The 24,304-nt window shown below is 60.5% G+C and carries 20 protein-coding genes and 1 tRNA gene; 9 read left to right on the top strand and 12 right to left on the bottom strand.

The window, feature by feature from the left end; translation table 11 throughout:
• Positions 1-34 precede the first annotated feature (34 nt).
• From AC07OP_RS17760 to AC07OP_RS17780, 5 genes are all read left to right on the top strand, one after another.
• Positions 35-316, top strand: a complete 282-nt coding sequence (locus AC07OP_RS17760; protein ID WP_065938217.1) for a pyrroloquinoline quinone biosynthesis protein PqqE — start codon at positions 35-37, stop codon at positions 314-316.
• A 252-nt stretch (positions 317-568) separates the two neighbouring features.
• Complete coding sequence (locus AC07OP_RS17765; protein ID WP_495101974.1) at positions 569-2,374, top strand: phenylacyl-CoA dehydrogenase; 1,806 nt, start codon at positions 569-571, stop codon at positions 2,372-2,374.
• Positions 2,375-2,578: 204 nt separating this feature from the next.
• Positions 2,579-3,868 carry a GGDEF domain-containing protein gene (locus AC07OP_RS17770; RefSeq protein WP_027605943.1) on the top strand — a complete coding sequence of 430 codons (1,290 nt, stop codon included), beginning with the start codon at positions 2,579-2,581 and terminating at the stop codon, positions 3,866-3,868.
• A gap of 90 nt (positions 3,869-3,958) precedes the next feature.
• Positions 3,959-5,728, top strand: coding sequence for an acyl-CoA dehydrogenase C-terminal domain-containing protein (locus AC07OP_RS17775; RefSeq protein WP_495101973.1), 1,770 nt, complete (start codon positions 3,959-3,961; stop codon positions 5,726-5,728).
• A 122-nt stretch (positions 5,729-5,850) separates the two neighbouring features.
• Entirely contained in the window at positions 5,851-7,629 is a 1,779-nt protein-coding gene (locus AC07OP_RS17780) for an acyl-CoA dehydrogenase C-terminal domain-containing protein (protein ID WP_495101972.1), read from the top strand.
• 240 nt (positions 7,630-7,869) lie between these two features.
• Here the strand turns inward: AC07OP_RS17780 and AC07OP_RS17785 are convergent, their stop codons facing one another.
• Entirely contained in the window at positions 7,870-8,769 is a 900-nt protein-coding gene (locus tag AC07OP_RS17785) for a LysR family transcriptional regulator (protein WP_495101971.1), read from the bottom strand.
• A 209-nt stretch (positions 8,770-8,978) separates the two neighbouring features.
• On the opposite strand from AC07OP_RS17785, the gene AC07OP_RS17790 reads away from it, so the two are divergent.
• The 4 genes from AC07OP_RS17790 to AC07OP_RS17805 all read left to right on the top strand — a co-directional run bounded on the left by AC07OP_RS17790 (position 8,979) and on the right by AC07OP_RS17805 (position 11,395).
• Positions 8,979-10,247, top strand: a complete 1,269-nt coding sequence (locus AC07OP_RS17790) for an aspartate aminotransferase family protein (protein ID WP_495101970.1) — start codon at positions 8,979-8,981, stop codon at positions 10,245-10,247.
• Between the two features lie 224 nt (positions 10,248-10,471).
• The gene (locus AC07OP_RS17795) at positions 10,472-10,837 is read left to right on the top strand and encodes a type II toxin-antitoxin system RelE/ParE family toxin (protein WP_065938221.1); all 366 of its coding nucleotides are present in this window, start codon (positions 10,472-10,474) and stop codon (positions 10,835-10,837) included.
• Positions 10,821-11,141, top strand: coding sequence for a helix-turn-helix domain-containing protein (locus AC07OP_RS17800; protein WP_495101969.1), 321 nt, complete (start codon positions 10,821-10,823; stop codon positions 11,139-11,141). The genes AC07OP_RS17795 and AC07OP_RS17800 overlap by 17 nt, the downstream gene beginning before the upstream one ends.
• 95 nt (positions 11,142-11,236) lie before the next feature.
• A complete protein-coding gene (locus AC07OP_RS17805; protein WP_010207008.1) occupies positions 11,237-11,395 on the top strand; it encodes a YqaE/Pmp3 family membrane protein in 159 nt (52 codons plus the stop codon).
• A gap of 5 nt (positions 11,396-11,400) precedes the next feature.
• Here the strand turns inward: AC07OP_RS17805 and pqqE are convergent, their stop codons facing one another.
• From pqqE to AC07OP_RS17860, 11 genes are all read right to left on the bottom strand, one after another.
• Positions 11,401-12,531, bottom strand: coding sequence for a pyrroloquinoline quinone biosynthesis protein PqqE (gene pqqE, locus AC07OP_RS17810; RefSeq protein ID WP_051429358.1), 1,131 nt, complete (start codon positions 12,529-12,531; stop codon positions 11,401-11,403).
• A complete protein-coding gene (pqqD, locus tag AC07OP_RS17815; protein WP_495101968.1) occupies positions 12,524-12,799 on the bottom strand; it encodes a pyrroloquinoline quinone biosynthesis peptide chaperone PqqD in 276 nt (91 codons plus the stop codon). The genes pqqE and pqqD overlap by 8 nt, the downstream gene beginning before the upstream one ends.
• Positions 12,796-13,548 carry a pyrroloquinoline-quinone synthase PqqC gene (pqqC, locus tag AC07OP_RS17820; protein WP_495101967.1) on the bottom strand — a complete coding sequence of 251 codons (753 nt, stop codon included), beginning with the start codon at positions 13,546-13,548 and terminating at the stop codon, positions 12,796-12,798. The genes pqqD and pqqC overlap by 4 nt, the downstream gene beginning before the upstream one ends.
• A gap of 11 nt (positions 13,549-13,559) precedes the next feature.
• A complete protein-coding gene (pqqB, locus tag AC07OP_RS17825; RefSeq protein WP_141156153.1) occupies positions 13,560-14,471 on the bottom strand; it encodes a pyrroloquinoline quinone biosynthesis protein PqqB in 912 nt (303 codons plus the stop codon).
• Positions 14,472-14,542: 71 nt separating this feature from the next.
• Positions 14,543-14,617, bottom strand: a complete 75-nt coding sequence (gene pqqA / locus AC07OP_RS17830; RefSeq protein ID WP_003194766.1) for a pyrroloquinoline quinone precursor peptide PqqA — start codon at positions 14,615-14,617, stop codon at positions 14,543-14,545.
• A 159-nt stretch (positions 14,618-14,776) separates the two neighbouring features.
• The gene (gene pqqF / locus AC07OP_RS17835; RefSeq protein ID WP_495101966.1) at positions 14,777-17,146 is read right to left on the bottom strand and encodes a pyrroloquinoline quinone biosynthesis protein PqqF; all 2,370 of its coding nucleotides are present in this window, start codon (positions 17,144-17,146) and stop codon (positions 14,777-14,779) included.
• 48 nt (positions 17,147-17,194) lie between these two features.
• Positions 17,195-17,989 (bottom strand): carbon-nitrogen hydrolase family protein, encoded by a 795-nt coding sequence (locus AC07OP_RS17840; protein WP_495101965.1) that lies wholly within the window; start codon positions 17,987-17,989, stop codon positions 17,195-17,197.
• A gap of 11 nt (positions 17,990-18,000) precedes the next feature.
• Positions 18,001-19,683: a flavin monoamine oxidase family protein gene (locus AC07OP_RS17845; protein WP_495102046.1), complete on the bottom strand. Its 1,683-nt coding sequence runs from the start codon at positions 19,681-19,683 to the stop codon at positions 18,001-18,003.
• A gap of 168 nt (positions 19,684-19,851) precedes the next feature.
• Complete coding sequence (locus AC07OP_RS17850) at positions 19,852-20,298, bottom strand: Lrp/AsnC family transcriptional regulator (RefSeq protein WP_281113598.1); 447 nt, start codon at positions 20,296-20,298, stop codon at positions 19,852-19,854.
• 84 nt (positions 20,299-20,382) lie between these two features.
• Positions 20,383-20,459: transfer RNA gene (locus tag AC07OP_RS17855), tRNA-Ile, on the bottom strand.
• A gap of 15 nt (positions 20,460-20,474) precedes the next feature.
• A complete protein-coding gene (locus tag AC07OP_RS17860; protein WP_495101964.1) occupies positions 20,475-24,218 on the bottom strand; it encodes an EAL domain-containing protein in 3,744 nt (1,247 codons plus the stop codon).
• Between the last annotated feature and the right edge of the window lie 86 nt (positions 24,219-24,304).

Consider the following 24,304-nt stretch of genomic DNA (forward strand, 5'->3'; position numbering starts at 1 on the left):
CAACTTCACGATTCTCTAAAGGCAGGTTAAAGCCATGGAAATCTCTGGCAGCAGCGCGTTTTACTCGGGGCTGAGCACTATTCAGGCCGGGCAGAGCCGTGTCGACCAGGCCGCCGGCAGGATTGCCAGCGCCGCGACCACCCAGCCGTCGGACGCACAGAGCGACCGGTTGCAAGCCAATGACCGCGCCCAGCCGACGAATTCGGCGAGCAATATGGTTGAAATGGCCCAAGGCAAGTTTCAAGTGGAGTTGGGCGCCAAGGTCGCCAAGGCTTCAGACGAAATGCTCGGTACCCTGATCGACACCTTCGCTTAACCCCTCTTTCGTACGACCGGCTTCTTCCTGGGGCTGGTCGCCTTTGTGCAATCCTCCATTTTCTTCTGAGCACCTTGTGGCATCCCGCCGCAGGCCTCGCCATGCCTGGCATTGACCCGCGTCATGACAAACGGTGTCTGGACGACGCTTGACATCCCCAGGTCGTAAACGTATGTTTCAAACACCTGTTTGACCGCCACAACACATCCACGCGGTTGTTCATTCCAGATACATCAGCAGAGGTTTATCGCTATGCCTGACTACAAGGCCCCCTTGCGTGATATTCGCTTCGTTCGTGACGAACTGCTCGGCTATGAAGCGCACTATCAGAGCCTGCCGGCTTGCCAGGACGCTACCCCGGACATGGTTGACGCCATCCTCGAAGAAGGCGCCAAGTTCTGTGAGCAAGTGCTGGCACCGTTGAACCGCGTGGGTGACATCGAAGGGTGCACCTGGAGTGAGTCTGGCGTAAAAACCCCTGCTGGTTTCAAAGAAGCCTACAAGCAATTTGTCGAAGGCGGCTGGCCAAGCCTGGCCCACGACGTAGAGCACGGTGGTCAAGGCCTGCCGGAATCCCTGGGCCTGGCCGTGAGTGAAATGGTCGGCGAAGCCAACTGGTCGTGGGGCATGTACCCGGGCCTGTCCCATGGCGCGATGAACACCATTTCCGAGCACGGCACCCCCGAGCAGCAAGAGGCTTACCTGACCAAGCTGGTGTCGGGCGAATGGACCGGCACCATGTGCCTGACCGAACCACACTGCGGTACCGACCTGGGCATGCTGCGCACCAAGGCCGAGCCTCAGGCTGACGGTTCCTACAAAGTCTCCGGTACCAAGATCTTCATCTCGGCCGGTGAGCACGACATGGCCGACAACATCGTCCACATCGTGCTGGCCCGCCTGCCGGACGCACCGGCGGGTACCAAAGGCATCTCGCTGTTCATCGTGCCCAAGTTCCTGCCCAACGCCGACGGCTCGATCGGTGCGCGCAACGCCGTGAGCTGTGGTTCCCTGGAACACAAGATGGGTATCCACGGTAACGCCACCTGTGTGATGAACTTCGACGCGGCCACCGGTTTCCTGATCGGCCCGGCGAACAAAGGCCTGAACTGCATGTTCACCTTTATGAACACCGCTCGCCTGGGCACCGCGCTGCAAGGCCTGGCTCACGCCGAGATCGGCTTCCAGGGCGGCCTGAAATACGCCCGCGATCGCTTACAGATGCGTTCCCTGACTGGCCCGAAAGCGCCGGAAAAGGCCGCTGACCCGATCATCGTGCACCCTGACGTGCGCCGCATGCTGCTGACCATGAAAGCCTTCGCCGAAGGTAACCGTGCGATGGTGTACTTCACCGCCAAGCAAGTGGACATCGTCAAATACGGCACCGACGACGAGGCCAAGAAACAGGCCGACGGCCTGCTGGCATTCATGACCCCGATTGCCAAGGCGTTCATGACCGAAGTCGGTTTTGAATCCGCCAACCACGGTGTGCAGATCTATGGCGGCCACGGCTTTATCGCGGAGTGGGGCATGGAGCAGAACGTTCGCGACAGCCGTATCTCCATGCTGTACGAAGGCACCACCGGCATCCAGGCACTGGACCTGCTCGGCCGTAAAGTGCTGATGACCCAGGGCGAAGCGCTCAAGGGCTTCACCAAGATCGTGCACAAGTTCTGCCAGGCCAACGAAGGCAACGACGCGGTCAAGGAGTTCGTGGCACCGCTGGCTGCGCTGAACAAAGAGTGGGGCGAGTTGACCATGAAGGTCGGCATGGCCGCGATGAAAGACCGCGAAGAAGTGGGGGCCGCTTCGGTGGATTACCTGATGTACTCCGGTTACGCCTGCCTGGCTTACTTCTGGGCCGAAATGGCGCGCCTGGCTGCCGAAAAACTCGCCGCCGGTACCAGCGAAGAAGCGTTCTACACCGCCAAGCTGCAAACTGCGCGCTTCTACTTCCAGCGGATCCTGCCGCGGACCCGTACCCACGTGGCCACCATGCTGTCGGGCGCCAGTAACCTGATGGACATGAAAGAAGAAGACTTCGGCCTGGCTTACTAAGCCTTACCGGGTTCATCTGAAACCGTCGCTTCCCTTGGGAGCGGCGGTTTTTTCATTGGGGGATAAAAAACACAGTGCAGCGCTCAGGGATTGCCTCCGGCTGCCGTTACAGTGATGGCAATGTGATACATGACGGGCAGGGTGTGCTTAACTGTTCGCATCAAGGCACAGTGCTACTACTTTTTGCGGGTCGGAGTTTTACCCTTGTCACGCGTGTCTGCTTTACGTTTCAGTCACTTCCTCCCTTCGTTGCTGCTGTTGCTGGCCGGGCTCTCGGCTGCGTACGTCAAGGACCTCAGTGTCTTTTTCACCTCGCTGTTCAATGTGCTGCCGACCCTGGTGCTGTTGCTGGGCGGTTCGTACTGCGCGGTTTATCGCCGCCAGCGTGAATTGTTCCTGATGATCACGGTGTACATCGCCTACTTCCTGCTCGATACCCAGACCGATTTCTATCGCGACAATGGCCGCGTGCGCGAAGACGCAGCCGTGGTGTTTCACCTGTGTTGCCTGTTATTGCCGCTGCTGTTCAGCATCTACGCGCTCTGGCAGGAGAAGACCCATCTGTTCCGCGATTTTGTTGCCCGTTGTGCGGTGCTGCTGGCAATCGGCAGTGTGGCGCTGGCCTTGGAGCAAAGTTATCCCCAGGCGCTGCTGAACTGGTTGGCGGAGATCCGCTGGCCCGCCCTGCATGGGACCTGGATGAGCCTGATCCAGCTGTCATACCCGATGTTCCTGGTCGGCTTCCTCACTCTGGCGGCGCAATATTGGTACCAGCCGCGCCCGCTGCATGCGGCGCAACTGGTCGGGTTGCTGGGGATGTTCTGGATGTTGCCGCAGACCTTCATCCTGCCGTTCACCCTCAACATCATGTGCAGCCAGGTCATGCTGATGATCGCCGCCGGTGTGGCCCATGAGGCTTATCAAATGGCGTTCCGCGACGAACTGACCGGCCTGCCGGGGCGCCGTGCCCTGAACGAACGCATGCAGCGGCTGGGGCGCAACTATGTGCTGGCGATGACCGACGTCGATCACTTCAAGCGTTTCAATGACACCCATGGCCACGATGTGGGCGACCAGGTGCTGCGCCTGGTGGCGAGCAAGCTGTCCAAGGTCAATGGGGGTGGGCGTGCCTACCGCTATGGCGGTGAAGAATTCGCCGTGGTGTTTGCCGGCAAGACCCTGGATGAGTGCATGCCGCACCTGGAGGAAATCCGCGAGATCGTCGCCAACTACGACATCAAGTTGCGCAACTCGGACCGCCCTCAGGATGATCAACAAGGCCGTCAACGCCGGGCGGGCAGCGGCGCGTCGAGTGTGTCAGTGACGGTCAGCATTGGCGTGGCCGAACGCCAGATCGACCAGCGCACGGCGGAAGAAGTGCTCAAGTCCGCCGACCAGGCGCTGTACGCCGCCAAGGGCGCGGGGCGTAACTGTGTGGTTGCGGCCGGGCAGACCCGCCGTGGCGCGGTGCGCATGCAGAGCGCTGCCGGTTGAGTGATGGCGCTGTATTCAGCGGTTCTACAATGATTGTCCGAGGCGCTGGCCGGCAGTAGGTTGAAAGGATCTGCCGCCGGAGACATCGCCATGCCTGAGTACAAAGCTCCCCTGCGCGACATGCGCTTTCTGATCGACAACGTATTTGATTTCCACGGCCACTACGCTGCCCTGGGCGCCACGGATGCCAGCCCGGACATGGTCAGTGCAATCCTCGAAGAAGGCGCCAAATTCTGCGAGAACGTGCTTTCGCCACTCAACCGCAGTGGTGATGAAGAGGGCTGCCATTTCGACAACGGCGTGGTGACCACGCCCAAGGGCTTCAAGGAAGCCTTCGCCCAGTACGTCGAGGGCGGCTGGCACGGGGTGGCGGCAGACCCGGCCTACGGTGGCCAGGGCCTGCCGCAATCGTTGGGCCTGGTGCTCAGCGAGATGATCGGCTCCAGTAATACCTCATGGGGCATGTATCCGGGCCTGACCCACGGCGCGATGTCGGCGATCCACGCCCACGGCACCGAAGAGCAGAAGGCCACGTTCCTGAGCAAACTCACCGCAGGCGAATGGACCGGCACCATGTGCCTGACCGAAGCCCATTGCGGCACCGACCTGGGCCTGATCAAGACCCGTGCCGTGCCCCAGGCGGATGGCAGCTACGCGATCACCGGCAGCAAGATCTTCATCTCGGCCGGTGAGCACGACATGAGCGCCAATATCATCCATCTGGTGCTGGCCAAGCTGCCGGATGCGCCGGCGGGCACCAAGGGTATCTCGTTGTTTATCGTGCCCAAGTTCCATGTGGATTCGGCTGAGCGCAATGCGGTGCACTGCGGCTCTATCGAGCACAAGATGGGCATCAAGGCCTCGGCCACGTGCGTGCTCAACTTCGACGGCGCCAAGGGCTTTTTGATTGGCGAGGCGAACAAAGGCCTCAACTGCATGTTCACCATGATGAACCACGCCCGCCTGGGCACCGGTATGCAGGGCCTGTGCAATGGCGAGGCGAGCTTCCAGGGCGCGATCAAGTACGCCAACGACCGCCTGCAAATGCGCGCGCTGACCGGCGCCAAGGCCCCGGAGAAAGCCGCCGACCCGATCATCGTGCACCCCGATGTGCGCCGTATGCTGCTGACCATGAAAGCCTTCAACGAAGGTAACCGCGCACTCACCTATTTCACTGCGCAGTTGCTCGATACCGCGCACCTGAGCAGCGACGCTGGCCAGCGTCAGGAAGCCGAAGACCTGTTGGCGTTCCTCACTCCCATCTGCAAAGCCTTTATGACCGACACCGGGCTGGAGGTGACCAACCACGGCATGCAGATATTCGGCGGCCATGGCTACATTCGTGAGTGGGGCATGGAACAACTGGCGCGCGATGCGCGGATTGCGCCGATCTACGAAGGCACCAACGGCATCCAGGCCCTCGACCTGCTGGGGCGCAAGGTGTTGGGCAGCCAGGGCAAGCTGCTGCGCGGCTTTACCAAAATCGTGCATAAGTTTTGCGCGGCGAATGCCGAACATGCGCAGCTCAAGGGCTATGTGGTGCAGCTTAATCAACTGAATCAGGAATGGGGCGAGCTGACCGCCCAGGTCGGTATGGCCGCGATGAAAAACCCGGATGAGGTGGGCGCAGCGGCGGTGGATTACTTGATGTACAGCGGTTACATCATCCTCGCCTACCTGTGGCTGCGGATGGCCATTGCAGCGCTGGCGCACGATGACACTGACTTCGCCAAGGCCAAGCTGGCGACCTGCGACTTCTACTTCAAGCGCCTGCTGCCACGTACCGCAACCCATCGCGCCGCCGTGGAAGCGGGCAGCGAATGCCTGATGAGTCTGCCTGCGGAGTCGTTTGCGTTGTGATGACTTAAAAATACCAATCAGTCACAAGTGGACCCTATGTGTCTGAAAAGTTGTTCGGGTACACTCGGAGCCTGTAAAACCGATCCTATCGAATCACTTTTCACGTTCTCACGAGGTTTGCCATGGCTGATTACAAAGCGCCGCTGCGTGATATGCGCTTCGTCCTCAACGAAGTCTTTGAGGTCGCCACCACTTGGGCCCAATTGCCGGCATTGGCAGACAGCGTTGACGCCGAAACCGTAGAGGCCATCCTCGAAGAAGCCGGCAAGGTCACCGCCAAATCCATCGCCCCGCTCAGCCGCGGCGGCGATGAACAGGGCTGCCGTTGGGATAACACCGCGGTGTTTACTCCGGAGGGTTATCCACAGGCCTACAAGACCTACGCTGAAGGTGGCTGGGTCGGCGTAGGCGGCGACCCCGTGTTTGGCGGCATGGGCATGCCCAAGGCGGTATCGGCCCAGGTCGAGGAGATGATCAACTCGTCAAGCCTGGCGTTCGGCCTGTACCCGATGCTGACCTCCGGCGCCTGCGTGTCGATCAACACCCACGCCAGCGAGGAACTCAAGGCCATCTACCTGCCGAAGATGTATTCCGGCGAATGGGCCGGCTCCATGTGCCTGACGGAAGCACACGCCGGTACCGACCTGGGGATTATCCGCACCAAGGCCGAGCCGCAGGCAGACGGTTCCTACAGGATCAGCGGGACCAAGATCTTTATCACTGGCGGTGAACACGACCTCACCGAGAACATCATTCACCTGGTACTGGCCAAACTGCCGGACGCACCGGCCGGTCCCAAGGGGATTTCGCTGTTCCTGGTGCCGAAGTTCATGGTCAATGCCGACGGCAGCCTGGGTGCGCGCAACCCGGTGAGCTGTGGCTCCATCGAACACAAGATGGGTATCCAGGCATCCGCCACCTGCGTGATGAACTTCGATGAAGCCGTGGGTTACCTGGTGGGCGAACCCAACCGTGGGTTGGCGGCGATGTTCACCATGATGAACTACGAGCGCCTTGGCGTGGGTATCCAGGGCCTGGCGTCCGGCGAGCGCTCCTACCAGAACGCGATTGAATATGCCCGCGACCGCCTGCAAAGCCGTGCGCCGACCGGTGCCCAGGCCAAAGACAAAGTGGCCGACCCGATCATCGTCCACCCCGATGTGCGCCGTATGCTGTTGACCATGAAAGCCGCCAACGAAGGCGGTCGCGCGTTCTCCACCTATGTGGCGACGCAGCTGGACATCGCCAAGTTCAGTGAAGATGCCGCTGCCCGTGAGCGGGCCGATAACCTGGTGGCCTTGTTGACTCCGGTCGCCAAGGCGTTCCTCAGCGACCTGGGCCTGGAAACCACCGTGCTCGGCCAGCAAGTGTTTGGCGGCCACGGTTACATTCGCGAATGGGGCCAGGAGCAACTGGTGCGTGATGTACGCATCACGCAGATCTACGAAGGCACCAACGGCATCCAGGCACTGGATTTGATGGGGCGCAAGATCGTCGGTAGCGGCGGTGCGTTCTACACCTTGTTCGCCGACGAGATTCGCCAGTTCATCGCCTCGGCGGGGCCTGAACTGGCTGAGTTCAGCCAACCGTTGAGCGCAGCGGTGGATAACCTGGACGAATTGACCGCCTGGGTGCTGGATCGCGCCAAGACCAACCCGAACGAGATCGGCGCAGCCTCGGTGGAGTATTTGCATGCATTTGGTTACATGGCCTACGCCTATATGTGGGCACGCATGGCCAAGGCCGCGTTGGGCAAGGAGGCTGAGGAAGACTTCTACGCCAGCAAACTGGGCACCGCGCGCTTCTACTTTGCGCGTCTGTTGCCACGTATTCACTCGCTGAGTGCGTCGGTAAAAGCCGGTAGCGAATCCTTGTTTTTGCTGGATGAGGCACTGTTCTAAGGGCTTGGAGGGCGTGTAAGCATTCTCTTACATGACGTACTGCTAATCGTCCTCTATCGCCAAATTGGATCCACGGATAATCTACTTCACATGGACGTCGCGCAGGAAGCGCAAAGCAACAACACGGACACGTAGGATTCTGCCAGGATGGCGGAGTGAAATGGATGTCAGGGAAACAGTCTGCAAAGCCCCGCTTCGGCGGGGTTTTCTTTTGCCTGCGAAAAAGTCAGGCGCCGAATTTCAGGGCAGGGCCTGCGGCGCATTCATCACGTCTTCCAGCAAGGTGCGCAGCAGCGCCATGGTTGCCTGCTGGCGCTGTACATCGCGACACACCAAACCTACCTTTAGTGGCACCCTGGGTTCACTCAAGGGCTTCCAGAGCAGCGACTGGCTGTTGTGTTCGTCCTGGGAGCGTCCCGGCAGCACCGTGGCCAATTTGGTGTTAGGCAAGCTGTCGAGAATCCCCACCATGGTATTCAACTCCGCCTGTACCTGCGGCCGGCGTCCGAGGTTGGATAACTGACCCTGCCAGATCTGTCGAACCTGGAACTCTTCCCCCAGCAACAACATCGGCAGTTCGGCGGCCTGTTTCAGCGAGACTTTCTTGAATTCGCGCAGGGGATGGTCCTCGGGGATGACTACCTTCAATTCATCTTCGTACAACAACACGCCGTGCAGCCCCGGCTGGCGTGGCGGCAGATAGCTGATGCCGATGTCCAGCGAGCCGTTAAGCAACCGCCGTTCAATCTCGATCCCGGTCAATTCGTAGATCTGCACCACCAGGTGCGGCTGGGCCTTGCGCACGCGCTCGAGCATTTGCGGGACCAGGCTGGTGTGCACGGTTTGCAACACGCCGATGGCCAGGGTGCACATGGCCTGGCCCTTGAAGTTACGCAAGGCTTCGACGGCTTGCTGCATGCCATCGATCAGCGGCAAGGCATGGTTGTACAGGGTATGGGCGGCCAGGGTGGGCAGCAGGCGTTTGCTGCTGCGTTCGAACAGGCTTACATCGAGGTTGCGCTCCAACTGGCGGATCTGTTGTGAGAGCGCCGGCTGGGAGATCGACAGGCGTTCAGCGGCACGGCCCACATGGCCTTCTTCATACACCGCGACGAAATAACGCAGTTGCTTAAAATCCATAAGGCTTACTTATCGAAAAAGCTGGAAAATCGAAATGGCCGGTAGCCCCCGAGGCGCCTAGTCTAGCGCCTATTCGCAGGGCTTACAGGGCCGGATCGGGCAATGAACAGCGTTTATGTTGATGGCGTTTACATAGGCAAGGCAACACACCCGCAGACAGTGATTGCAGGGAAAACCGACCAAGGTCCGGTTGCCACTGGGGACAAGCTGTGAATCTCTTCAATATGCGTCGCCCCGTGCCCAGCCTGGACGACCTGGTGCTGGAGGCTTCACCCGATACGCTGTCCAGCGAGGCGCTGATGCCCACCGTGGCGAGGCCGCCTCAGGTTTTCGTGCGTGGTCAGGGCTCCTGGCTGTGGGACAGCGACGACCGTGCCTACCTGGATTTCAGCCAGGGCAACGCTGCCAACAGCCTCGGCCACAGCCCGCAGGTCTTGATCAAAGCCCTTGCCGACCAGACCCAGGCCCTGATCAATCCAGGCCTGGGTCTGCATAACCGCGCTCAACTCAATCTTGTCGACCGCCTGTGCCATCGTACCGGCAGCGACCAGGCCTACCTGCTCAACAGTGGCGCAGAGGCCTGCGAAGCGGCGATCAAGCTGGCGCGCAAGTGGGGCCAACTGCATCGCGGCGGGGCCTACCGCATTATCAGCGCGAGCAATGGTTGCCATGGGCGCAGTTTCGCCGCACTGGCGGCGTCGGCCGGCAATCTGGAAAACCGCTTTGAACCGCAATTGCCCGGCTTCAGCCATGTGCCCTTCAACGACCTTCCGGCCCTGCATGCTGCGGTCGATGCACAGACAGTCGCCATCCTGCTGGAGCCGGTCCAGAGCGAAGCCGGTGTGATCCCCGCGACGGAACATTACCTCAAGGGGGTTGAACGGCTGTGCCGCGAACTGGGGATCCTGCTGATCCTCGACGAAGTGCAAACCGGCCTCGGCCGTTGCGGCACCTTGCTTGCCGAACAGCAATACGGTGTGCGAGCCGACATCATCACCCTCGGCAAAGGCCTGGGCGGCGGCGTGCCGTTGGCTGCGCTGCTGGCGCGCGGCAACGCCTGTTGCTTCGACGTGGGTGAGCTGGAAGGTACCCATCATGGCAACGCATTGATGGCATCGGCCGGGCTGGCGGTACTCGATACGGTGCTGGAGCACGGCTTCCTGGAACACGTACGTGAATCCGGCCTTTACCTGGGCGAAGGCCTTGCCCGACTGGCCTACCGCTACGACCAGGGCCCATTGCGCGGCCACGGCCTGATGTGGGGCCTGACGTTGTCGGATGATTCTGCAGATGCAGTGGTAAAAGCCGCCCTGCACGAAGGCCTGATCCTCAACGCCCCGCAACCTGACTGCCTGCGCTTCACCCCGGCGCTTACGGTGAGCAAAAGCAACATCGACGAAATGCTCCTGCGCCTGGCCCGCGCTTTTTCCCGGGTGCGCACCGCCCAGTTGCAATGCCGCAAGGGCATCGCCGTTTAACCCACATTCCTGAACCGTCTCGCGGTATACGCGGCGCCTCCAGCCTGATTTTTTCGGCTGGGGGCGTTTTTTTGCGTGTGAAATTTTTGGATTGAAAGCGTTGATTGATCGCCTGTGAAAACAATGGCTTTTTAGCGTGCGTCGATAAGGACTGTCGACGGAGCACGGGTTGCTCCACTTCTAATCTATACCACTGGGTGGTATGTTTGTGGGAAGGGATATCCATGAGGCTTAGGTTATTTAAAACACGGCAGTTTGCTGATGCGGCCAGCAAGTCCTGGATCTACGATTCGGAGTTGAGGGAGGCATTTGGCCAATTGCTGAGGGGGCAGGCAGATAATCTGGGAGGCGGTGTTTGGAAAAAGCGCCTCAACCAGAATAGGCATCGCTCCATAGTGTTGGCCAAGGGCAGGCAATACTGGGTTTATCAGTTGCTGTTCGCCAAGCAAGACCAAAGCAATATCAGTCAGAAAGATTTGGCTTGGTTTCGGGCGATGGCAAAAGTTTATGAAGGCTTAAACGAAACGCAGATCCAGCAGCTCTTGGATCTCAGGGAGTTTGTGGAGATACATCATGACCAAAAAATATGAAAGTGAAGCGCTGGAGTCCATTCACCAATCCGCCAAAGCGCTTTATTCCATCGGTGCCATTAGTAAAACTACCCTTCGTGAATACGACGAAGCGTGCTTCTCCGCCGTCCCGGAACAAATCCCTGCCGAACAGATCAAGCAGCTACGTGAAAGTAGCCATGTCAGCCAACCGGTGTTTGCTCGTTACCTGAATACCAGCGCCTCCACGGTGAAGAAATGGGAGTCTGGCGAGAAGCAACCCAGCGGCATGGCGCTCAAACTTCTTAGCATCGTGCAAAAGCATGGGTTAGAAATCCTGGCCTGAAGGATGGCCCGGTGCCAGATCCCACTGAACCCTCACGAACGCCCAAGGTCGATTAGCTACACGGCTCACACGAGCCGATTTTCTGGAGCTGACCCATGGACATCATTCGTATCATCATCGCCATTCTGCTGCCGCCACTGGGTGTGTTCCTGCAAGTGGGTTTCGCCGGCGCGTTCTGGCTGAATATTCTGCTGACCTTGTGCGGTTACTTCCCAGGCATCATTCACGCCGTGTACATCATCGCCAAGCGCTGAGCCCGTCAGCCTTTTGCGATGAGCCGTGAATTGCGCTCATTTCGAAAGGCCAGTTGCTCGATGGTCTGGGTAGCGTGCTCGGCTTCTTCCCGCGCCTTGAGGATGATGCCGTGCTGCTCGGACTTGCTGCACACCGGGTCGGCATTGCTCGCATCCCCCGTGAGCATGAAGGCCTGGCAACGGCAGCCACCGAAATCCTTTTCCTTTTCATCGCACGAACGACACGGCTCGGGCATCCAGTCGTAGCCGCGAAAGCGGTTGAACCCGAAAGAGTCGTACCAAATGTGCTGCATGCTGTGGTCGCGCACATTGGGAAACTGCACGGGCATCTGTCGGGCGCCGTGGCAGGGCAGGGCGGTGCCGTCTGGCGTCACGGTCAGAAAGATACTGCCCCAGCCGTTCATACAGGCCTTCGGGCGCTCCTCGTAGTAGTCCGGTGTCACGAAGATCAGCTTGCACGGATGGCCTTCGGCTTCGAGCTTGGCGCGGTATTCGTTGGTGATGCGTTCGGCGCGCACCAGTTGTTCCTTCGTCGGCAATAAACCCACGCGATTGAGTTGCGCCCAGCCATAGAACTGGCAGGTGGCAAGCTCGACAAAATCCGCTTCCAGCGCAATACACAGCTCGATGATGCGGTCGATCTTGTCGATATTGTGCCGATGGGTGACGAAGTTCAGCACCATCGGGTAGCCATGCGCCTTCACTGCGCGGGCCATTTCCAGCTTTTGCGCGAAGGCTTTTTTCGAACCGGCCAGCAGGTTGTTCACCTGTTCGTCGCTGGCCTGGAAGCTGATCTGGATATGGTCCAGGCCGGCTTTCTTGAAGTCGCTGATCTTCTGCTCGGTCAGGCCGATGCCCGAGGTGATCAGGTTGGTGTAGAACCCCAGCTTGCGCGCCTCGGCGATCAACTCGGCGAGGTCCTGGCGCACCAGCGGCTCACCGCCGGAAAACCCCAGTTGCGCCGCGCCCATCTCGCGGGCCTCGCGAAATACCTTGACCCACTGCTCGGTGCTCAGCTCCTTGCCCTGCTCGGCAAAGTCCAGCGGGTTGGAGCAATACGGGCATTGCAACGGGCAGCGGTAGGTCAGCTCGGCGAGCAACCACAGCGGCAGGCCGATGGCGGGTTTCTCAGGCAAGGGTGATCCAGTGCTCAGCACGGGCGACCTCCATGAATTGCTCGATGTCGTCACCCAGCTCAGGTACGCCGGGGAACTGTTCTTCGAGCGCGGCAATGATCGCCGCCACGTCGCGCTCACCGTCAATCAGGCCTCCAATCAGCGCGGCGCTTTCGTTGAGCTTGATCATGCCTTCGGGGTAGAGCAACACATGGCCTTTTTGCGCGGGTTCGTACTGGTAGCGGTAGCCCTGGCGCCAGGTCGGTTTTCTGCTGCGATCGAAGCTCATAGGGTGATCCCTTTATGCCACACCCGCTGCTCGGTCACGCTGTGATACGGCGGGCGTTTCAGTTCGTAGGCCATGCTCATGGCATCCAGCATGCTCCACAGGATGTCGAGTTTGAACTGGAGAATTTCCAGCATGCGCTCCTGGCCTTCACGGGTGGTGTAGTGCTGCAAGGTGATTGCCAGCCCATGCTCCACATCGCGCCGCGCCTGGCCCAGGCGCGTGCGGAAATACTCGTATCCGGTGGGGTCGATCCACGGGTAGTGCTGCGGCCAGCTGTCGAGGCGCGACTGATGGATCTGCGGCGCGAACAGCTCGGTGAGCGAGCTGCTGGCGGCTTCCTGCCAGCTGGCGCGGCGCGCAAAGTTGACGTAGGCGTCTACCGCAAAGCGTACGCCGGGCAGCACCAGTTCCTGGGAGCGCAACTGGTCGGGGTCGAGGCCGACCGCCTGGCCCAAGCGCAACCAGGCTTCGATGCCGCCGTCCTCACCCGGTGCGCCATCGTGGTCGAGCAGGCGCTGGATCCACTCGCGACGGATCTCGCGGTCCGGGCAGTTGGCCAGGATCGCCGCGTCTTTCAGCGGGATGTTCACCTGGTAATAGAAACGGTTGGCGACCCAGCCCTGGATCTGCTCGCGGGTGGCACGGCCTTCATACATCGCCACATGGTACGGGTGATGGATATGGTAGAAGGCGCCTTTGGCCCGCAAGGTGGCTTCGAACTCGGCGGTGCTCAATGGTGTGTCAGTCATGTCGTCTGCTCCTACAATTCAATGCTCATGCCGTCGTAAGCGACTTCGACATTGCGCCGCACCAGTTCCGCGCGCTCGGGAGAATCTTCATCGAGGATCGGGTTGGTGTTGTTGATGTGGATAAGCACCTTGCGCTGCTTGGGCAACTGCTCCAGCACTTCGAGCATGCCGCCGGGGCCATTTTGCGCGAGGTGGCCCATCTCACGGCCGGTGCGGGTGCCGACGCCACGGCGCTGCATTTCATCGTCGTCCCACATCGTACCGTCCACCAGCAGGCAATCGCTGCCGGCCATGATCTCCAGCAACGGCGCGTCGACCTTGCCCAGGCCCGGGGCGTAGAACAGTTTGCCGCCGGTGCGCAGGTCTTCGACGATCAGGCCGATGTTATCGCCTGGGTGCGGGTCGAAGCGGTGCGGCGAGTAGGGCGGGGCAGCGCTGCGCAGTGGCAGCGGGGTGAAGCGCAGGTTGGGGCAGGCCGGGATAGCGAAGCTGGCATCCAGTTCGATGCGGTTCCAGGCCAGGCCGCCGTTCCAGTGGGTGAGCATGGTGAACAGCGGGAAGCCGGTGCTCAGGTCTTCATGGACCATGTCGGTGCACCACACCTGGTGCGGGCAACCTTCGCGCAGGCTCAACAGGCCGGTGGTGTGGTCGATCTGGCTGTCCATCAGGATGATGGCACTGATGCCGGTGTCGCGCAGTGCGCGGCCTGGCTGCATCGGCGCAAAACCCTGGAGTTGCGCGCGGATATCCGGCGAGGCATTGCACAGTACCCAGTTCACGCCATCGTCGGAAATGGCGATGGACGACTGGGTCCGCGCCTGCGCCCGCAGGCTGCCGTCACGAAAACCTGCGCAGTTCACGCAGTTGCAGTTCCACTGCGGGAAGCCGCCGCCAGCGGCGGAACCTAGAATCTGGACAAACATGGCCGCTCCATCAAGCAAAGCTCAAAACAAAAACGCCCCGGGCGAACCGAGGCGTTGTATTACCCAGCGGCTTAGCGGCTGGCGAAGTACATGGTGACTTCGAAGCCGATGCGCAGATCAGTGTAAGCAGGTTTGGACCAGGTCATATTCTTACTCCTACGAAGGGATGGGACGTTTACTACCAAGTAATACATATAGTCCACCTCCAGTCGGAGATGTTCAGATGTGTGCGTGGGAATGTTACGCAATTCTTTTCAAGTTAGCGCTGTCTTGGTGGAAAAAGCCTGTTGCAGGGTTGGCAATGATCAGCTCGCTGGTTGCCAGCTCTCGTCGACAGGCGGGCCGTTGGCGATGCAGCGCCAGCCGCCGGTCGCATCCTGCAGCTGTTGGGCCGCGTGTTGCAGGTCCTCCCGTGTGCGGGCCTGGATCAGCTGTTGAAGCCGGTACAGGTAATCCGACGGATGGCCCGCCAGGCGCGCGTGCCAAAGCAGTTCGGCGCTTTGGGTGATCGGTAACGTCGCAGCGCAGAACTGCTGTGCCAAGGCGTGATTGCCCACGTCATCGGTGCCGTCGATCAACAACGGTAGGTGTTTCAGGAAGGTTTGCAGGTGATCGACGATACCTGCCAGTGAAACGCTGGGTGATTGCACACCCAACAGCAGGCCGGTTTGCCCGTTGATCTGTCGGACACCGCTGAATACGGCGTAGCCCAATTGCAACTCGACCCTCAGGCGTTGGTAGAACGGCCCTTGGAGCAGGTGCCCAAGCAGCCGCCATGAGGCTTCATCGGCCAGGGATTGGCTGGGTGCCGGGCAAAACAGCAGCACGGCGGCTTCGGTTGAGTGAGTTTTAACCGTATGCCACCCACGTTGACCGCCGAGGTGTTGAAGAGAAGGTTCGAAGTGTGCAGGTTGCCCAGGCAGACGGGCGGCGGCTGCCTTTATCAACGTTTCACATGCGGCGGGCAGACTCAGCCCCAGGCCGTGCCAGCGCGCAGTGGCCCAGGATCCAGGCTGTTCGCTGGCGTCGGCACGGCCGGTGGCGCAGCACGTGGGCAGGGCCTGGAGCAGTTCCCGGATAGCGATCATGGGCGCAGGTGCCGGGGCAGTTTCCTGCGGCAGGTTCAGGCGCTGCGCCAACGCCTCCAGCACGGCCGGCATCGGCTCGTGCAGCCCGGTCATCTTCACCAGCCAATCATGGCCGGTGGCTTCGAACGATAATTCGACGCCCGCCTGGCGCGCATGCTCACGCAATGGCTGCAAGGTGTTTTCCAGCCCGGCAGGCGCTGGCGCGTCGAAGCGCCACTGCACGTACAGCGCGCCTTCATCGCCGTCATCCGCCAAGGCCTGGCTGAAGGTCAGCGCCGATACGTCCCTTCGCCCCCGTGAACGATCCTGGGCAAACGTGCGCAAGCCTCGGTGAGCGCTGGTTTGGCCACGGATCAGGCCGGCGCGTTCTTCTTTGACCGGTGGGCGCAGGAACGGGTTGTTCGGGGGCAGTTGCCAACGGTGTTCGGCGGGCGGCAATTGCAGTGAATCAAGCAGGGCCTTGAGCGCAGCGGCGCCCTGTTCGCTGAGGTCTTCGCTGTCATTTCGAGCCAATGCCAGGGCGCCCTGGACCTGTTGTTGGCGAGCGTTCAGCAGGGCGAACTCTTCGCGCAGTGGCGTCCAATCACTGTGTGCGAAAAAGCTCAGCCAGTCGTGCAGCAGCGCCTCAATGGGTGTGGTCGGTTCGTCCTTGTTATCGAGTGTAAAGTCGATGTCCAGCACGGCTTGTCCGGCGAAGTGGTACAGCACCGATGCCTGCAGGGCGCTGGCCAAGTGTAGGGTTTTCAACTCGGCGAGCAGCCCGCCCGGCGCAGAGGCATTGAGCCAGGTGCAGAGGAAATCCAGGGCTTCACGGGGCGCGTCACAGGTGATGATGTGGTGCAGGTGGTTGTTGTCGATGTGTTGATAGCGCCAAGCCTGGCCTTGCATCAAGACCGGTGGTGAGGCCTGCGGATGCAAGGGGCCAGCGATCAGTGGCGCGCTGAAACGCTGCGCCAGGGCTTCCAGCTCATCCAGCGTCTGCGGGCCGGCGAGGCTCAAGGTCATCTGCCCGCTTTGATAGAAATGTCCGTGGAATTCCCTGAGTGCCTTTTGAAATTCCTCGCGCTCCACCGGCAGGCTGTCACGGTTGCCCGCGTGAAAACCGCGCAGCGGATGATCCGCTGCCAAGCCTTCGAGCAGCGCCACCTGCTGCTGTGCCTTGGCATCCTGGGACCAGGCGACGTACTCGGCGTGCAGCACTTCGCGCTCGCGCAGTTGATCTTCCAGAGTCAGGCGCGGATGGGTCAGCATGTCCGCCAGCCGCTCCAGCCCGTGGGCAAAGACTGAAACCGGTAGTTCAAAGAAGAAGTCCGTGGTGCGCTCGCGGGTGCTTGCATTCACTTGGCCGCCGTGGCGCTGCACGTAGGCCATCAGCCCTTCGCCTGCAGGAAATCGCTCGGTTCCCAGAAACAACAAATGCTCAAGAAAATGCGCCAGCCCCGGCCAGGCCAACGGCACGTCGTGGCTACCGGCAGCCACCCGCAGCGCCGCCGCGCAACGTTTTAAGCGCGGTGCATGGCGCAGGGAAACCCGCAGGCCATTGGCCTGGGTCAGGTGAACGGGATAAAGGTGGGCCGGGGCGGGCATGGGCACTTCCAGAACGGGGCAAGTGCCTATGCTAACAAACCCATTCAGTCAGGGCTTGTACAGCGGGCCGTAAAGCTCGGGACGCCGGTCTTGCAGGTAATGGTTGGCGGCGCGGGCGTCGAGGATCGATTGCCGGTCCACTGTCCCGACAATCAAGGCTTCATCCAGGCCCGCCAGGGCAATTCGCTGGCCATCCGGTGCGGCAATGCTGCTTTGCCCGCAATACTGGATATCGCCTTCGTGCCCGCAGTAATTGGCGTAGGCCACGTAGCACTGGTTCTCGAAGGCCCGCGCCCGCACGGTGACATCGGCGACAAAGTCGAACGGCACCATATTGGCGGTGGGCACCAGGATCAGCTCGGCACCGGCCAGGGCCAGGCGTCGGGTGTTTTCCGGGAACTCCAGGTCATAGCAGATCAGGAACCCCAACTTCCATCCGTTGAGTTCCACCAGCGGGAAATCATCGTCGCCGGCACTGAACATCGAGTGATCCAGATCCCCGAACAGATGGGTCTTGCGGTAGTTGCACTGGCGCTGGCCGTGGGCGTCGATCAACTGCACGGCGTTGTAGATCTGCCCGTCTTCGGCCCGCTCCGGATAGCCGTACAGAATGGCCCGCCCGGCGTTTTGTGCGATTTCGGCAATGGCTTGCGCAGACTCCCCATCCTGCGCTTCGGCCAATGCACCTACGGCTTCGGCGCCGATGTTGTAACCGGTGAGGAACATCTCCGGCAGCACCAGCACATCGGCATCGGTCGCTTCATGCGCGAGCTGGTGCAGGCGCTTGAGGTTCCCGGCTACATCCAGCGGTAGCGGCGGGCATTGGTACAGGGCGACACGCATGGCGTAACTCCTTAATCGGCCAGGGCAATCGGCCCGATCTCATCGAACACATCACCCGGCCCTGGGTTCTCGGGGTGAGTGCTGCCACCAAAGTGGGTCATGATGCCCCATACCGCGTTCAGCGAGGTTTGTACCGCACCCTCCACCCACGCCGGGGTCCAGGACACGTCGTCACCGGCGATAAAAATCCCACGCTGTTCGGCAGGCATGTCCTTCTGCATGAAGTGCGCATACATACGCTGGTTGTAGCGGTAGTGACCCGGCAACGCGCCTTTGAAGGCCCCGAGGAAATGCGGGTCGGCTTCCCAGGATACGGTGATCGGGTCGCCGATGATGCGCGCCTTGATGTCGACTTTCGGGTAGATCTTGTTCAAGGCGTCCAGCGCCAGTTTCACCCGCTTGTCGATGGGCTGCGGGAGCATTTTCAGCGCGTCGCTCATCCACGAGTACGACAGGCAAATCACCCCTGGTTTGTCGTCGCCATTGTCGAATAGGTAAGTGCCACGGGTCAGGCGATCGGTGAGGGTCATGCTCATCAGGTCGCGGCCGGTCTCCGGGTCTTTGTCTTTCCAGAACGGGTGGTCGACCATCACGAAGGTCTTTGACGATTGCATGTAGCGCGTGCGGTCGAGGGCCATCCACATCTTTTGCGAGAACAGTGTTTCATCGCACTCGATCTGGGTGGTCAGCAGCCAGCTTTGGCAGGTGGTGAGCACGGCCGCGTATTCGCGGGTATCGCCGTAATTGTCGGTCACCGCGAAACGGCCATCGGCAGCATGGGCAATGCGTTTAACCCCGGCCCTCGGTGCACCGCGGTGCAGCGAGCTCAGGCTGGTACCGGCGGGCCAGTGGGCGCATCGTTCCGGCACATGGCGCCAGATGCCCATCGGCACCTGGGCAACGCCGCCGACCACCAGGTGCTGGTGATCGTCACAGTTGGTCATGACAACGCGGAATATTTCCAGCATGGAGTTGGGGAAATCCGAGTCCCAGCCACCGGTACCGAAACCGACCTGGCCAAACACCTCGCGGTGGTGGAACGATAACTGTGCGAAAGCCTTGGAGGTCGCTACGAAGTCGTAGAAGGTGCGGTCGTCCCACAAGGGCACTAGCTTGTTCCACAGCGCTTTGAGGCGCGGCACATCACGGTCGCGGATGGCTTGCTGGATATCGCCGAACTGCGAGCCGGCTTCCAGGGCGTCGGCCCAGGCGTCAGCCACTTCCTGGAACAGCGCAGGCAGGTCGGACAGCTTTTGTGCGTAGTGGGTCTGGCCTTCCAGATCGATCACCGTACTGCCGGAAGCCGGCGTCAGCGGGTTGGGGAAGGGTTTGGTTTCCAGGCCCAGCTTGTCGACATAGTGATAGAACGCGGTAGATGACACCGGAAAACGCATCCCACCCAACTCGGCGATGATGCCTTCGGCGCCTTCGAAGGCCTGGGAACGCAAACGCCCGCCCATCTTCGAGGCCTCATACACTACGGGCTTGAGGCCCAGCTTCATCAGCTCGTAGGCGGCGACCAGCCCGGCGATACCGGCGCCGACGATGGCCACTTCAGCACCATGATGGGCGGCGGGGATACTGCCGAGTCCGGCGGGGTGTTCGATCCAGTCATCGAAGGCGAACGGGAAATCCGGGCCAAAGATGGTGATGGGTTTTTTACCGTCGGCAGGGTGGCGATGGGTCTTGCTGATGGTGCTGGACGGAATGCTCATGGCGGGCCCTTGCTGACGACTCGGCGGGAAGTGACCCGCTGAGTATAGGAAAAGATGGCAGCCAGTTTAGGGAGCGTTGCGTTCGTTAATAAGACGCAAAGTGTCGTCGGATTGGATTGTTTTTAGTCATAGTGACGGGATTGGTGGTCAGATTGGTTGGCCGCGATCCAATTTGTTACTGAGGATGATCGATGTGGTGGTTTTCTCCACGCCATCGACACTGCCGATCTGGTCCAGCAATTGATCGAGCTGCTCCGGCGAGTCGGTACGCAACCAGGCCACGTAATCGAACTCGCCGCTGACCGCGCACAGTTGTTGAACCTGAGCCATGGCGCTCAGCCTGCGCAGCACTTCTTTGCCCGAGCGCGGTTGCACGGTGATCCCCACATAGGCCTGCAAGCCCCCATCTACCACGCGTTGACCCAGGCGCACACCATAACCGGTGATCACCTGGGTTTTCTCCAGGCGCGCAAGGCGCGACGTCACCGTGGTGCGCGCAATGCCCAACTGCCGGGCAAGCATGGCCACGCTTTCGCGGGCGTTGATCTGCAGGGCGGCGATCAATTGACGATCGATTTCATCGAGGACGGCCAAGGGGGGCTCCAGTATGGGCAGTGAGGGGAGCCATATTACAATCTTCCAGATATGCAAAAGCCGCGCAATGCGCGGCTTTCGAATTGGTGGGCCCACACGGACTTGAACCGTGGACCAAAGGATTATGAGTCCTCTGCTCTGACCAACTGAGCTATAGGCCCTCAGTAGGTCGCGGATTATAACGATGGTTTCTCCACTGTGCTATCCGAAAAATCCTCAATGCTCCTGCGAAGGAAGGTCGTCGCAAAAAGCTCGGGCGGTAGCGGCAGGCTGACGATGTAGCCCTGCATCTGTTCGCAGCCTTCAGCAGCCAGGAAGGCTTGCTGCGCGGGGTTCTCCACGCCTTCTGCGATGATGGTGAATTGCATGCTGTGGCCCAGGGCGATGATGGCGCGCACGATGGCGGCGTCGTGGGGGTCGTCAGGCAGGCCGCGGACGAAGGACTGGTCGATCTTCAGGAAATCCAGGGGCAGGCGCTTGAGATAGCTGAGGGACGAATAGCCGGTGCCGAAATCGTCGATCGCCAGCTGTACGCCCAGGCGCTTGAGTTGGTGCAGGACTGCCAGCGCTTCTTCGGCCTGGCTCATGATGAAGTTTTCAGTGATCTCCAATTGCAGGCAGCCCGGTTCGAGGCTGTAGTCGCGCAGTAACTGTTCGATACGAGCCAGTAAACCAGGGTGGCGCAATTGCGCGCCGGCGAGGTTGACCGATAGGGGGCCAAAGTCATCGAAAGTGGTTTGCCAGGTGTGCATTTGCAGGCAGGCCTGTTCCAGGACCCAATCTCCAATCTGCAGGATAGTGCCGTTCTCTTCGGCGAGGGCGATGAAGTGTTCGGGCGGGACCTCGCCAAACATGGGGTGCCGCCAGCGAATCAGCGCTTCGGCGCCGATCAGTTCCTGGGTCGCCAGGCTCAGTTTTGGTTGGTAATACAGGCTCAATTCATCACGCTCAATGGCGCGGCGCAATTCGTGCTCCAACGCTACGCGCTCATTGGCCTGTACAGTCAGATCACGGGTATAGCTTTCGACCCGGTTACGCCCCTTGGCCTTGGAGCGGTACATCGCGGCGTCGGCGTTCTTGACCAGGGTGGCCACGTCGGTACCGTCCTGGGGGTACAGGCTGGTGCCGATGCTGGCGCTGATGAAGAACTCGTGTTCGCCGGCCTGGAACGGTGGGGTGAAGCAGGCCAGCAGCTTATTGGCCAGTTGCTCGGCGTCGCTGGCGTGTTGCAGGCCGGGCAGCAGGATGATGAATTCATCGCCGCCCAGGCGCGCGACGGTGTCGATGTCACGCAGTTGCTCCTTGAGGCGTACGGCGATGTCTTTGAGCAGCAGGTCGCCGATCGGGTGGCCGAGGCTGTCATTGATGTGTTTGAAACGATCCAGGTCGAGAAACAGCACCGCGCCTTGTTTGCCGGTTTCCTGATGGCCGTTGAGGGCCGCCTGCAGCCGACTTTCAAACAGCGTGCGGTTCGGCAGGCCGGTCAGTGGGTCGTGGTGCGCCTGATAGTCGAGGCGCGCCTGGGCCAGCTTGAGGCTGGAGATGTCGGCAAACACCGCGACAAAATGCGTGATCAACTGGTCGCGGTTGCGCACGGCGCTGATGGTCAGCCAGCTGGGGTACAACTCGCCGTTCTTGCGGCGGTTGGAGATTTCGCCCTGCCAATGACCTTGGGCCGTCAACTGGTGCCACATGGCGGCGTAGAAGGCGCTGTCATGCAGGCCGGAGGCGAGCAGGCGCGGTGTCTGGCCCAGGGCTTCGGCTTCACTGTAGCCGGTGATCTCGCTGAAGGCGCGGTTGACGGCGCTGATGTTCTGGCGCGTGTCGGTGATCAATACGCCCTCGGCGGTACTCTCGAATACCGTGGCGGCCTGTTGCAGTTTTTCCTGCATCAGCTGGCGCTCGGTGATGTCCCGGGCGATGGTGAGCATGCAGTCTTCACCGGCAATTGGCAGTGGGCGGCTGGAGACTTCGCACAGCCGGATCTGCCCGTCGCTGCGGCGTATATGGCAGATGAAGTCACGCACGTATCCATCTCGATGCATCAACTCCAGCATGTGCTTGCGTTCGTTAAGATCGACCCAGATGCCCAGGTCAAGGGTCGATTGGTCGAGGGATGTCGTACTGTTGAAGCCGGTGATGCGACTGAAACCATCGTTCACTTCAATCAGCAGGCCATCCCGCTGGCGGCTCAGCAGCAAGCCATCGGGAGAGGCGTGGAAGGCCTTGGCGAATTTCTCTTCGGAGATTTGCAGTTGTTGCTGGGTTTCCTTGAGTTGGGTGATGTCGCGGACCACCACCACAATGGCTTCAGTGGTGTCGAGTTGAAACGGTTCGGCGGAAATCAGCCCGATAAAGGCCTGGCCATTGCTGCGCAGAAAGGGCATTTCCAGGTTGCGAATGCTGGTGGTTTGCACGCGTTTCAACAGATCGGGGCCGATACCGGGGATGCCCCAGATATTCAGGGCGGTCGCGGTTTTTCCGATCACCTCTGCGGCTTTCAGGCCCACCTGGTCCTCAAATGCTTTGTTGACCTCAAGCAGGCAGCCATCGGACAGTCGCGCGATCACCAGGATGTCGGGGCATTGCTGAAACACGGAAGCAAACTTTTGCTCGGAAAGCTGCAGCGCCTCTTCAGTACGTTTGGCTTCGCTGATGTCGATCATCAAGCCCCGCAACACTGGTTCATGGCCGTGTTCGATCAGGCTCACAATGTCACGCACCCAAAGGCAGCGGCCGTCCGCCGTGATCACCCGATAGTCGATGCTGTGGTCGCGGTTGGCGCGGGTTTCCCGGTAGCAATAGGCTTCGGCGCGGATGAGGTCGGCGGGGTGAATGATGTTGCGCCAGAAGCCCGGAATCAGCCAATGGGCGCGCGGGTAACCGAGCAGGTCCTCGGCGTGGGGTGACACATAGCTGTAGGTGAAATCGGTAACGCTGGCTTCCCAGGCGATGGCGGACAGGCTCTCCACCAGGCCGCGATAATGGTATTCGCTGCTGCGCAGTTCCTGTTCGAGGGCGACGCGGCGGGAAATTTCCGAACTCAGCCGGCGATTGATCCGAATGACGATGGCCAATACGGTGCTCAACAACAGCACGGCGGGCAGGCCGTACATCAGCAGGTCGGTCCAGAACGTACGGTGGTCGGTGAGGCTGCCCACCCAGTGTTGCTGGATGGCTTCTGTTTCAGCGGGGCTGAGGTCGGCGAGAACCTTGTCCAGGATACCCACCAGTATTTTGTTGTCCCGTGGTACGCCCATCGCCAATTGATAGCGGTACGGCGTTTCGCCACTTACGTACAGGCCATCGAGCTTGAGCTGGCGCAGACTCCAGACGCTCGACGCGAGGTCGCCCACCACGGCGTCGACTTCGTCGGTGGCCAAGGCCTGCAGCGTCGAACTGACATTGGGCAGGGCCATCAGGTTGAGGTCTGGATGGTGGGTGCGTAGCAGTTCATGGGGGGCATAGTTTTCCACCACGGCAATCTTCAGCCCATAAAGGTCATTGAGGTTGCGTGGTCGGGCGCCGCCTTCATGGGCGAGGATGACAATGGGAAAGTCCAGGTAAGGGCGTGTGAATGCCATGAAGTCCTGGCGTTCGGGGGTAGACATGATGCCCGGCAGCAGGTCGAGTTGGCTGTGGCGTGCCTGCTCCAGCAAGGCACTCCAATTGACCGGCTCAATCAGTTTGATCCTGACCCCCAGGCGTTCCTGGATCAGGCGTACGTAGTCCGCCGCCAAGCCTTGGTAGCGGCCCTCTTCATCACGGTATTCGAAGGGTGGCCAGGAGGCGTCCACCCCCACGCGCAACTCCTGATGGTCCGCCAGCCAGCCACGCTCATCATCGCTAAGAGTCAACGCGCCAGCCGTTGCGGTCCAGGTCAGCAGCGACAGCAGTAACACAGTCGGCAATCTGGGCATAACGGTCTCGTTATGGCACGGGGAATGTTTCGAGTGTAGACGGGCATTGCGGGGGAGGGGATTTGCGCAGGATTTTATCTGCACAA

The organism is Pseudomonas sp. GW821-FHT09D08 (assembly GCF_059416305.1).